The 11,713-nt window shown below is 68.7% G+C and carries 9 protein-coding genes; 5 read left to right on the forward strand and 4 right to left on the reverse strand.

Annotation, left to right across the window (positions count from 1 at the left end):
- The first annotated feature begins 37 nt into the window (after positions 1–37).
- The gene (locus ACFWN2_RS19505; protein WP_382429058.1) at positions 38–865 is read left to right on the forward strand and encodes a DUF4082 domain-containing protein; all 828 of its coding nucleotides are present in this window, start codon (positions 38–40) and stop codon (positions 863–865) included.
- On the opposite strand, the gene ACFWN2_RS19510 is transcribed toward ACFWN2_RS19505, so the two are convergent.
- Complete coding sequence (locus tag ACFWN2_RS19510) at positions 835–2,373, reverse strand: ABC-F family ATP-binding cassette domain-containing protein (protein WP_382429060.1); 1,539 nt, start codon at positions 2,371–2,373, stop codon at positions 835–837. The genes ACFWN2_RS19505 and ACFWN2_RS19510 overlap by 31 nt on opposite strands.
- 145 nt (positions 2,374–2,518) lie before the next feature.
- On the opposite strand from ACFWN2_RS19510, the gene ACFWN2_RS19515 reads away from it, so the two are divergent.
- On the forward strand, positions 2,519–3,199 hold the full coding sequence (locus ACFWN2_RS19515) for a class I SAM-dependent methyltransferase (RefSeq protein WP_382429062.1): 681 nt from the start codon (positions 2,519–2,521) through the stop codon (positions 3,197–3,199).
- On the opposite strand, the gene ACFWN2_RS19520 is transcribed toward ACFWN2_RS19515, so the two are convergent.
- Complete coding sequence (locus tag ACFWN2_RS19520) at positions 3,102–4,097, reverse strand: DUF418 domain-containing protein (RefSeq protein ID WP_382429064.1); 996 nt, start codon at positions 4,095–4,097, stop codon at positions 3,102–3,104. The genes ACFWN2_RS19515 and ACFWN2_RS19520 overlap by 98 nt on opposite strands.
- Positions 4,098–4,229: 132 nt before the next feature.
- On the opposite strand from ACFWN2_RS19520, the gene ACFWN2_RS19525 reads away from it, so the two are divergent.
- Together ACFWN2_RS19525 and ACFWN2_RS19530 are read left to right on the forward strand one after the other, a co-directional pair.
- Positions 4,230–5,324: a sensor histidine kinase gene (locus tag ACFWN2_RS19525; protein ID WP_382429066.1), complete on the forward strand. Its 1,095-nt coding sequence runs from the start codon at positions 4,230–4,232 to the stop codon at positions 5,322–5,324.
- Complete coding sequence (locus ACFWN2_RS19530) at positions 5,321–5,953, forward strand: response regulator (protein WP_382429068.1); 633 nt, start codon at positions 5,321–5,323, stop codon at positions 5,951–5,953. The genes ACFWN2_RS19525 and ACFWN2_RS19530 overlap by 4 nt, the downstream gene beginning before the upstream one ends.
- A 2-nt stretch (positions 5,954–5,955) precedes the next feature.
- On the opposite strand, the gene ACFWN2_RS19535 is transcribed toward ACFWN2_RS19530, so the two are convergent.
- Positions 5,956–7,266 carry a purine-cytosine permease family protein gene (locus ACFWN2_RS19535; RefSeq protein WP_382429070.1) on the reverse strand — a complete coding sequence of 437 codons (1,311 nt, stop codon included), beginning with the start codon at positions 7,264–7,266 and terminating at the stop codon, positions 5,956–5,958.
- 70 nt (positions 7,267–7,336) lie between these two features.
- Entirely contained in the window at positions 7,337–7,969 is a 633-nt protein-coding gene (locus ACFWN2_RS19540) for a hypothetical protein (protein WP_382429072.1), read from the reverse strand.
- 364 nt (positions 7,970–8,333) lie between these two features.
- On the opposite strand from ACFWN2_RS19540, the gene ACFWN2_RS19545 reads away from it, so the two are divergent.
- Positions 8,334–11,666 (forward strand): type ISP restriction/modification enzyme, encoded by a 3,333-nt coding sequence (locus tag ACFWN2_RS19545; protein ID WP_382429074.1) that lies wholly within the window; start codon positions 8,334–8,336, stop codon positions 11,664–11,666.
- The last annotated feature ends 47 nt before the right edge of the window (positions 11,667–11,713 follow it).

Here is an 11,713-nt window from a genome sequence, read left to right on the forward strand (position 1 = left end):
CCGTAACTGCGGATCTACGGGGAACGATCCGCCGTACATGAGACGATTAGCAGTACTGCTGCTGACACTTGTCCTGGTCTCTCCCACTCCCGCGCTCGCCGCGGACTCCCCGATGGCGATGATCTTCTCGCCCACCGAGCAGGCCTCCGTCCCGCTGAACGAGCCGCTGCTCGTGATCGGCGGCGCCGTCAACGGCGAGTCCGGCGGCATCACCGAGGTCGACTTCTCCACCGACGACGGCACCAACTGGACCACTGTGGACGCGACCGGCGAACGGTGGTCGGTGGTGCTCTGGCCGTCCGTCCCCGGCCCGCTGACGATCAAGGCCCGCGCCCGCACCGCGTCCACGACCGGTCCCGTCACCGTCTCGCGCACCGTCCACGTCGGCGGCACGACGACCCCGCCGTTCTCCGACGACACCCTGCTCATCCTGAACGACACGCACAGCCCGACGATCAACGATCCCGACACCGAGGCCGTCGAGCTCGGCCTGCGCTTCCAGGTCGACCGCGCGGGCTCGATCCCGGCCGTGATCATCAAGCGCGGCGACTACACCGGCCCCGTCACGGCACGGGTCTGGGCCGGCGGCACCCTGCTGGCCGAGCAGGCCGCTCCCGGCGCCGCGTACAGCCAGCGGATCACGTTCGGCACACCGGTTCCCGTGGCTCCGGGAACCGAGTACGTCATCTCGTACTACACGCCCGCCGGCGGCTACAAGGCCACGCAGGACTACTTCATCGGCAACCTCGCGCAGACGCCGTTCAAGGTGCCGGTGAACGCCGGCGTGTACAGCTACGGCGGCGGGTTCCCGACCGACACCTGGAACGCGAGCAACTACTGGATCGAGCCGATCTTCAGGCCGTAGACGCCCGTTCGCCTGCCTCGAACCATTCTGAGCTCCGCTCCCCGCCACCGCTGGCGGAAGAGCCGGTCGTGCGACGCCACGACCACCGCGCCCGGATAGCCCGCGAGCGCGGCTTCCAGCTCTTCCACCAGCGCGAGCGAAAGGTGGTTCGTCGGTTCGTCCAGCAGCAGCACGTCGGACTCCTGGTTCAGCAACCGGGCCAGCGCGAGCCGGCGCCGTTGCCCGACCGACAACGCGCCCACCGGCGTCCGGAAGTCCTTCGTGCGGAACAACCCCAGAGCTTCGAGCTTGCGCTCGTCTCCCGCGAACGCCTGCAGGACCGTCTTCTCCGGTTCGCGCACAACGGTTTCCTGCGGCAGGTGCCCGATTCTCCCGTTGCTCACCGCGCTGCCACCGGCCAGCGCGGTGAGCAACGTCGACTTGCCGGCGCCGTTCGGTCCCGTCACCAGCAACCGTTGTCCCGCCTCGATTTTCAGCCCACCGAACTCCAGGACCGTGCCCTCGCGCACCGCCGCGTCGAGCGGAGCGTTGAGGCGCAACGGTTCCGGCGGCTTCGGCACCGGATCGGCACGCAGCCGCTCCAGCCGTTCGGACGCGCTGCGGACCCGCGTCTTGATGGACGCCTGCACACGCCGCCCGTCGCCGTTGTACTTGCACTTGTTGTGGTCCGGGATCGGCCGCCCCGGCGCGACCCGGTGTGCCGTCGTGCCGCGCCACCCGGTCCAGTGCGCGATCTCGCCGGCCCACTCCGCGTGGGCCTGCTCCCACCGCTGCCGCGCCGCCCGCTTCTCGGCGACGTAACCCGCGTAACCGTTGCCGTAGCGGGTGATCGTCCGGTTCTCGACCTCCACGATCGCCGTCGTCACCCGCTCCAGCAGCAGCCGGTCGTGCGTCACCACGACCACCGTGCCGCGATGCCCGCGGAGCCTGTCCTCCAGGTAGGACAGCGCCTGGTCGTCGAGGTGGTTGGTGGGTTCGTCGAGCAGCAGCAACTCGGGCTCGGCCGACAACACCCCCGCCAGTGCCAGCCGGGCCCGTTCGCCGCCGGACAACGTCCCGAGCGTCCGCTCACGGCCGACGTCACCGACGCCCAGAGCGGACATGGCGGCCTCGACCCGCGCGTCGGCCGAGTAGCCGTCCCGCAGTTCGAACGCCGTGAGGAGGTCACCGAGCTCGTCGAGCCTCTCCTGCTCCGCCGCCTGCCGGATCCGCCGTTCCAGCGTGCGGATCTCGACGAGGGCGGCATCGACCGCGTCGCCGACCGTGGCGTCGTCCGGCAGGTCGAGCACCTGCCCGAGATAGCCGACGCCTTGTGCCACAACGGTGATCTCGCCGTCGTCCGGCACGTCCTGCCCGGCCACGAGCCGCAACAACGTGGACTTGCCGGACCCGTTCTCCCCGACCACGCCGAGCCTCTCGCCCGGCCGGACCGTCAGGGACACGTCGTCCAGTACGCGCTCGTACGCGTAACTCCTGCTGATCTTCTTGATCGTCAACTGAGCTGACATGAGTGGACCCCCACCGCCGAGGAAATCGGACACGGACGCGCAGTGCGCTGAAGGCGGGGTCAGTAGATCACCTAACTGATGTTGCCATACACCGTACGGGACTGCAATCGCGATATGCTTACAAGGCATCTACCTGGGGGTTCGAGTGCAGCGGAACGTTCGAACGATCGACGACGTCATGCGGTTGCTGGACGGCCTGGTCGCTCAGAAGGCCGACTGGTGGGACCGCTTCTACGCGGACCGCTCACGCGAGGTGCCGTTCTTCGTGGCCAAGCCGGACGAGAACCTGGCCGCCTACGTACGACGCGGCCTGATCAAGCCCGGCCGCGCCCTCGACGTCGGCTGCGGGCCGGGCCGCAACGCGATCTTCCTGGCCCGCAACGGGTTCGCGGTCGACGCCGTGGACATCTCCGCCACCGCCATCAGGTGGGCGGAGGAACGCTCGGAAGGCCTGGACGTGCGCTGGAGGCACGGCGACGCGCTCGCGGCGGAAGGCCCGTACGACCTGATCTACGACTCCGGCTGCTTCCACCACCTGCCACCGCACCGCCGCGTCGGCTATCTCGCGCTGCTCGACCGGGCGCTGGTCCCCGGCGGCCACTTCGCGCTCACCTGCTTCACCGCCGAGGAGGGCACGGCCGCGGCGGACGTCGACCTGTACCGGCAGGGCGGGTTGTCCGGCGGCGTCGGCTACACCCCGGACGACCTGCGCTGGATCTTCCAGGACCTCACCGAGGTCGAGCTGCGCCGGATGACGGAGGAGCCTCAGGACTCCCCGGCGTTCGGGAAGGACTTCCTGTGGACGGCGCTGTTCCGAAGGGGATGACCCGCCACCACGTCACGCACCGCCAGGCCCACTCCGCCGGCCCGTACCGGAACCGCCGCGTCCAGAGGTGGCTCAGCACCGCCTGCACCACGACGATCCCCAGTCCGCAGAGGACCAGCGACGCGTACCCGGTCACCAGCCCGCCCACCGCCAGGATCAGCAGGGTGGCGAGCAGGTAGTTGGTCAGCGCCATCCGCCCCATCGGCTCGAAGAACCGCCACGGGCGCAACAGGAACAGCATCGCGAACAACGGCGCGAACACCAGTCCCGTGAGCTGGGCCCTGCTCACCCCGGCGAGCCCCGCGCCGCCGTGGAACTGCCAGATCCCGGCGGGCACCGCGAGCACGAGCAACGCCAGCACGACGGCGGGCCGGTTCATCCGTCCCAGCAGGTCGTACCGCACCGCGGCCATGCCCAGCAGCAGCAACCCGGGAATGGGGAACGGGCCGAGCAGGAAGACGTTGAGGGACGCGAGCACCACCGGCACCACCAGCGCGACCACGCCCAGCGACAGCACCCACCGCCGTGCCAGGAACGACGCCGGCACCAGGAACAACAGCCCGAACACGCCGTAGAACCGCAGCACCTCCCCCGGTTGCAGCAGGGCGTGAGCGAGGCCGAGCACCGTCAACGTCACCAGCCGTCGCACGAGCAGCACGCGCGGCCGCGGGTGCGAGGCCGCCGACCCGTTCAGGAACAGCGCGAAGCTCATGCCGAACAGCACCGCGAACGTCGGCGCGAACCGCTGGTCGAACGCGAGCTGGAACAGGAACGAGTCGAGGTGGTCGGCGTTGCGCCCCTCCGGCTGCGGCATTCCGGTCATCTGCAGGACGTTCATGAACGTGATCCCGGCCAGCGCGAAACCGCGCACCGCGTCGAGTTCGTGGATTCGTTTCACCCCACAAGTGCAGCGAACGAACACACGTGTCCGGCAGGCGGAAAAGTCGGGTGTCGCCACCTGCGAAAGTAGGGTTGATCCCCTGCTCCAGTAGGTGATCCAAGGCACAAAACCGGCAGTATCGTCACCCGCGTGACACGGGCCGTCGATCTGGCGCTGGTGCTGCTCGTGGCAGCGCTGGGGCTGTGGCGCGAGTTCGCGCTGCCCGCTCCGTCACGGCTCGTCGTCGCGTCACTGGCGTTCTACGTGGCGGTTCACCTGGTCTCGGCCGTCGCACTGTGGTGGCGGCGCACGCATCCCGTCGCCTCCAGCCTGGCGATCGCGTTCCTGGCGCTGCTCACCCCGACGTACGCCTCGATGGTGTCCGCGTACTCCGTCGCCGCGCACGCCCCGCGGCACCGCTGGCTCGTGGTCGTCCACCCCGTGACGTGGGCGATCGGAGCCGGCGTGTGGGCGATGCCGAACGCCGACGACGGCTTCACCGGCCCCGGGATCATCGTGATCGCCGGGCTCGCGGGCCTCTACCTCGGCGCGCGGCGCAGGCTCGTGCAGGCCCTGGTCGAGCGCGCCGAACGTGCCGAGCGGGAGCGTGAGCTGCTGGCCGAACAGGCCCGTGCCGACGAACGCACCAGGCTCGCCGGGGAGATGCACGACGTCGTGACGCACCGGCTGAACCTGATGGTGCTGCACGCCGGCGCGTTGCGGGTGGCCGCGAAGGACGACGGCGTGCGCAGGGCCGCGGAGGAACTGCGCACCGCGGGCTGCCAGGCGCTGGCCGAACTGCGCGATCTCGTCGGTGTGCTGCGCTCGGGCCGTGCCGCGCGCATCCCGGACGTGCTGCCCGACCGGCTCTCCCGGCTGGTCGCGGACTCGGCCGCCACGGGCCTTGAGGTCACGCTGACCGAGCACGGCGACGCCGACACGATCTCCCCCGCCGTCCGCCGCACGATGTACAGGGTCGTCCAGGAGTCGCTCACGAACGTGCACAAGCACGCCCCCGGTGCCCACACGGAGATCACCATCCACTGTGGACCGAGCAGCGTCCGCGCCGTCATCCGCAACACCAGGCCGTCCGCGGCACCGGACCTCGCGCTGCCCGGTTCCGGCAGCGGCCTGCTCGGCCTGCGCGGCCGGGTGGAGATGGTCGGCGGCACCCTCACCGCCGGCCCGACCGACGACGGCGGCTTCGAGGTGGACGCCGTCCTGCCCGCGTTCGTGCCGACATGACGTCGGTGCTGCTCGTCGACGACGAACGCATGGTGTGCGCGTACCTCCGCACGATCCTGAGCGCGGCACCCGACCTCACCGTGGTCGGCGAGGCCTACGACGGCGCCGAAGCCGTGGAAGCCGTGCTGCGCCTACGACCTGACGTCGTGCTGCTGGACCTGCGCATGCCCGAGGTCGACGGCCTGGCCGCACTGGACCGCATCGCCCGCCTCGACGCGCCGCCGAAGGTCGTGGCGCTCACGACGTTCGACGTCGACGCCTACGTGCTGCGCGCCATGAGGGCGGGCGCCGCCGGGTTCCTGCTGAAGTCCACCGCCCCGGAGGACCTGGTGAAGCTCGTGCGGGTCGCGGCGGGAGGCCACACCGTCCTGTCCCCCGAGGCGACGCGCCGCCTGGTCGCGGCGTCGAGCGACGGCCACTCCGCACGCGAACGCATCTCCGGCCTCACCCCGCGCGAGACCGAGGTCCTCGCCTGCCTCGGCGGCGGCCTGAGCAACGCCGAGATCAGCGCCCGCCTGCACCTCACCGAGGCCACTGTGAAGGGCTACGTGTCGAACGTGCTCACCAAACTGGACTGCGACAACCGCACCCGTGCCGGCTTGCTGGCCCACGAGGCGGGCCTGCGCTGACGTCAGGCCGCCTTCATCTCGCGGTTGGTGGCACGGCGCGTGCGCATCCTCAACAGGTCCAGCCGCCCAGCGCACACATACAGCGCGAACGCGACCACAAGAGAGTTCACACCCGACTGTCCGAACGGCACGAACTCGCCTATCACCGCCGAGGCGGGCCAGATCACCACCGTGGCCGGCACCCACGACGGCGCCGACCGCGGCACGTGCGGACGCGTCGAGATGATCTCGTTGCGCCACCGCCGCACCACGTAGTACTCGGCGAGCATGATCCCGGCCACCGGCGGGAAGACCACGCCCAGCAACACCAGGAAGTGGCTGAACTGGTGCACGATCCCGGCGGCCGCGAGAACGCTGCCCGCGCACCCGATCACCACGGTCATCTGCGCCCGGCTGATCCTGAGCGCGAACACGGCGTCGAAGAAGTTCACGAGCCCGAGCGAGGCCGAGTAGAGGTTCCAGTCGTTGATCTTCAGCACCGCCGTGACCACGATCAGCGCGCCGATCCAGCCACCGGAGGAGCTGATGACGCCCATGACGTCCGTCGTCCCGAGCCCGTGCGCGAGGACCACCCCGGCCAGCCCGATGACCCACTCCCCTGCCGTGATCCCCAGAACCGTCTGCTTGACGACGTCCCACCCGTTGCGGTGGAAGCGCGTCATGTCCGGCGCGACCGCCGCCCCCACCACGAAACTGCCGATGACCAGCGTGATCGCCGTGACCATCCCTATCGCGGGCCCCGGCGCCGGACTGCCGAAGACGCCGACATCGTTGACATTCTTGATGACGAGCCACACCAGCAACGCCAGAAACGCAGGCACCGTCACGTAGGACGTCCACGCCATCCACCGCACACCGCAGGCCGCGACGACCGTGACGACGACCCCGAACAGCAACGACCACACCGGCACCGGCAACACCCCGGCGGTGGCGGCGAGCGTCGCCCCGGCCAGCCCCGTCTGCACCCCGAACCACCCGGTGCACGACAACGCGATGACCAGCCCGAGCACTGCGGACCCCGCGTGCCCGAACCCGGTCCACCGGCTCAGGATGGCCGTGGAAAGCCCTTCCCGCTGCCCGATGACACCCACGGCGATCGCCACGGCACTCAGCAGCACGGCCCCGATCGTGAGCGCGAGGAACGCGTCCCAGAACCGCATGCCGAACCCCAGCGTCGCGCCCAGCAACAACTGGCTCAGCGCCGTCGTCTGCCCGAACCGCTGCGCCGCGACAGACCACCACGAGTGCCGCTCCACAGCGGGCACACGACTGAGGGCCTGATCATCACCCCCGGCGACCATCCCTCCGACCACACCCGGACAGTAATGGCAACCCCACGATCGAGCTACAGACACACCGCACGCCTGTGTGAAGAACCCGGAACTAACTCATCGCCAGCGCAATCCGCCGCCGCGCAACGAGCCTCGTCTGGTGCACGTCCATGCTCACCCCAAGTCCAGGCCGCCGCTCGAACCGGTCATAACTGCGGCTCAACAGCCAATGAGCGGCCACAGGCGTGATCGACTCCAGCCGCATCTCGTCCCGCAACCCGTCCAACGCCTCCCCGACCGCCCGCGTGAGAAACGCGTGCCGCGTCAGACTCCCGCTGATCTCGTCGATCATGAAAACCATGGCGTGCGGCACCTCCCCGTACGAATAGCTGCACAGCAGCGCCAAGTACCCGGCGTCGATGGACCGGTCCCCGATCCAGCACTCGCCGAACGTCAGCGCCCCGAGATCCCACCGAGGCCGCGCCTGATGCCGCGCGGCTTCCTTCGCCCACACCCCGGGCCGTCCGGGAAGCAGGTGCGCCAGCGCCGTCAGCAGCGCCGCACTACGCCGGCTCGGCACCTCGTCCAGGTGCCGCAGGACGACCTCCCACAGCTCCTCGTTGTCGGCGAACGGCCCGGCGACAGCGCTGACCTGGAGCTCGACCTCCAGCGGATCGGTGAGCTGCGGCAAGGGGCGTCCGGCGTCCACCACCGCCTGCTGCATGGGGGTCAGCCTCGTCCGCATGGGCCGGAGACTAGGCCGATCGGACCAACGTGACCTGTTCGGCGATCAACGCCACCACGCGGATCACCCCATCGTGATCACCGCTCGGACAGCACACGCACCGGCTTCAGCCAAAGAACTGCCGATAGACCCAACCGACCTGGAATGCATTCAAGAATTGAATGCCGCTGAACGAGTTGCCCGGCAACCCGTTCAGCCCATGGCAGCCTTTGATCAAAACAGCCACATTCGCCCGCTTGAGTTAATTACATCCAGGCAATTTGCAACATTGGAGTGACCATGCAATCTACATCGTTTATTGCTTGACTGCGCGCTTTAGCGGAAGGAATCTCAAAAGGTCATCGACTTCACTCGGGGAGGCACGGTGGGGAGACCGGCGCGACGCAGATCTCCCCAGGACGTCGACGAGTTCGCCGCGGCGGTGTCCGAGTACGGGTCAGCACTCCTGCACCGGATGCGGGGAGACGGCCGGAACGAGGATCGCCTCCGCTTGCCGGTGAACAAGCTGCTGGAACGCCTCGGTTCGGTGGTGGGACTGCAGGTTCACGTGCACGACGAGGTCACGATCACCTCCCTGCGATCGCGCCCGGACATCGCCGTCGACGTACCGAGCGGCCGCGTCGGCTACATCGAGCTCAAGGCGCCGGGCAAAGGAACACCGGAGACAGCCGCGTGGCGCCCCGACAAACACGACCGCCAGCAGTGGGAAAAGCTGAAGGCCCTGCCCAACCTGATCTACACCGATGGCAGCTCGTTCGCTCGCTACGAGAAAGGAAAGCTGGTCGGCAGCGTCGCCGTGCTCGACGGAGACATTTCCCGGGCCGGAAGCCGCCTCTCCGCTCCTGACGCGTTCGAACGTCTGATGAGAGATTTCCTCTTCTGGCCGCCGCCGGAGCCGAGAAGTCTTCGCGCGATCGTCGCCGAGGTCGCACCTCTGTGCAGGCTGCTCCGGGACCAGGTGCTGGAAACGCTGCAGAAGGAGCGCACCACGCCAGGGCGCAAGCCGTTCACCGGTCTGGCGAACGAGTGGAAGGACATCCTCTTCCCGAACCCGGACGGACGGGACGACGAGACCAACTTCGCCGACTCCTACGCCCAGGCCGTCACGTTCGCGCTGCTCCTGGCGCGAGTCGACGGAATCACCTTCGAGGGCCGGACGCCGTGGGCGATCGCGGAGCAGCTCGCCAAGAAGCACTCCTTGCTCGGTGCGGCACTGGCCATGCTCGCGAACCCCAAGTGGGTCGGCCACCTCAACGTGGTGGACTCCCTGGTGCGAGTCATCGGCAACGTCGACTGGGCGCACATCCAACTCGGCGACGCGGACACCTACGCCCGGCTCTACGAGACCTTCCTGGAGGACTACGACCCTGCGTTGCGCCGGCAGAGCGGCACCTACTACACACCTGCGCCCGTGGCGAGGTCGATGGTCGCCTTCGTCGACCAGATGCTGAAGAAGCGCCTCAAGAAGAAGCACGGATTCGCCGCGGACGACGTGACGGTCCTGGACCCGGCGATGGGTGCGGGCACGTTCCTGGCCGAGGTGCTGGAGAGTGCGGCGGACACCCTCCGCCGAGTTCGGGGCAGTGACGCCGTACCGGCGGTGCACCTGCGCTCGCTGTTCGCCAACCGCCTGGTCGGCTTCGAACTGCAAGCGGCGCCGTTCGCCGTCGCCGAACTCCGGTTGCACGCCGCGCTCAAGGGCCGTTACCGGGTGGAACTCCCGAAGGAAGAGCCGCGATTCCTCACCAACGCCCTGGACGACCCGTATTCGCAGCCTTTCGGGTTCGGGCAGCTGTACGAGGTGCTCATGGAGTCCCGGGAGAACGCGAACCACCACAAGCGGAACAAGCCGGTGATGGTGGTGATCGGCAATCCGCCGTGGCGCGAGAACGCCCGTGGTGCCGCTCCCTGGCTGGAGCGACGGCGCGATCCGAAGAAGCTGGTCGACACGTCGAACCGGCCGTCGCTCGACGAGTTCCGCGTTCCGGGAGCGGGCCGGCACGAGTTCAACCTCAGCAACATGTGGACCTACTTCTGGCGGTGGTCCACGTGGAAGGCCTTCGAAGCGAACGACCCGGCCGGCGTCGTCGCCCTGATCACCCCGAGCGCGTACCTCACGTCCAAGTCGTACGCGGGTATGCGCAGCTATCTGCGCCGGACCGCCGATGAAGGCTGGATCATCGACCTGTCGCCGGAGCAGCACCGCGCGGGCACCAACACCAGGATCTTCCCCATCACCCAGCACAGGATCTGCATCGGCGTCTTCCTGCGGACCGGAGACCCGCGACCGGAGACCCCGGCGACCGTGCACTACCGGGCACTGTCCGGAACCCAGGCGGAGAAGTTCGCCGAGCTGGAGAACCTCGACCTCGACACCGGCTGGTCGGACTGCTCTCCCGACTGGCAGGCGGCGTTCCGGCCGAACGACGACACCTGGGAGACCTACCCGCTGCTCGGCGACCTCTTCCCCTGGCACCAGCCCGGCGTGAAGCCGAACCGGAACTGGGTCTGCGCGCCTGACACCGAAACGCTCGTGCGTCGATGGGAACGTCTGGTCCACGCCGACAAACGCGAGAAGGCCGCGCTGTTCAAGGAGACACGTGACCGCACCACGACCGATCACGTTCGCCCCCAGCCAGGTGTCCCGGCGGGGACGGCGTCCGTGGAGAACGAGGCGGCCCCCACACCCCGGGTCGCGCGCCTCGCGTTCCGCAGCTTCGACAGACAGGTGGTGATCCACGACCGCCGGATGATCGACTTTCCACGGCCTGAGCTGTGGCAGGTGAGCGGGGTGCACCAGGTCTACATGACCGAACAACACGCGGACGTGCTCAGCGAAGGCATCGCGTTGCACTTCACGGCGCACGTTCCCGACAACCACTGCTTCAACGGCCGGGGCGGGCGGGTGCTGCCCCTGTACCGGGACGAACAAGGCATCGCACCGAACGTGGCCCCTCAGCTGTTGAGGGTTCTGCGCAGGTTCACGGGAACGAAAGTCGACGTCCGAGACCTGGTGGCCTACGTCGCCGCCATCACGGCTCATCCCGGTTACACCCGGCGCTTCCGCGAGCAGTTGAAGACGCCGGGCATCCGCATACCGATCACGCTGGACACGGCACTGTGGCGACGTGGGGTCGAGCTCGGCCGCCGGGTCGTCTGGCTGCACACGTTCGGCGAACGAATGGCCGATCCGAAGGCGGGAAGGCCTCACGGGATTCCCGACGAGACCAAACCTCGCCCGATCTCGCCGGTACCGGCCGGTGACGGCGAGATCCCGAGCTCGGCCCGGTTCGACGAGGCGAACGAGACGTTGATCCTCGGCGAGGACACGCTGTTCGGCACGGCCGGGCAGATCCACCCGGTCAGCCGTGCGGTGTGGAACTACTCGGCGGGCGGTATGGCAGTCGTCCGCAAGTGGCTCAGCTACCGGCGGAGCGACCCCAGGCACAGGAGGCGAACGTCCGAACTCGACAACATCAATCCCGAACGCTGGACCGTGCAGTTCGACGAAGAACTCTTGGAGTTGCTGGCCGTCCTCGACATGTGCGTGCGCCTCGAACCCGACCAGGAGGCGCTGCTGAACGACGTGGTCGACGGACCGCTGGTGACCGTCGCGGATCTCGAAGGCGAGGGAGTTCTTCCCGCACCGCCCGCCTACCGCAAACCGCCCAGACCAGGTGACGCGTCGTTGCTCTGACCGGAGCGGCCGGTAGCGGCATTCGTCACGCGGATCCACCGCCCGCC

The sequence above is a fragment of the Lentzea sp. NPDC058436 genome (assembly GCF_042721515.1).
GTDB lineage: Bacteria > Actinomycetota > Actinomycetes > Mycobacteriales > Pseudonocardiaceae > Lentzea.

Excerpts from the sequence above, each read along its gene's own strand:
- ACFWN2_RS19505 (WP_382429058.1), top strand. The coding sequence starts at position 38 with ATGAGACGATTAGCAGTACTGCTGCTGACACTTGTCCTGGTCTCTCCC.
- ACFWN2_RS19510 (WP_382429060.1), bottom strand. The coding sequence starts at position 2,373 with ATGTCAGCTCAGTTGACGATCAAGAAGATCAGCAGGAGTTACGCGTAC.
- ACFWN2_RS19530 (WP_382429068.1), top strand. The coding sequence starts at position 5,321 with ATGACGTCGGTGCTGCTCGTCGACGACGAACGCATGGTGTGCGCGTAC.
- ACFWN2_RS19540 (WP_382429072.1), bottom strand. The coding sequence starts at position 7,969 with ATGCGGACGAGGCTGACCCCCATGCAGCAGGCGGTGGTGGACGCCGGA.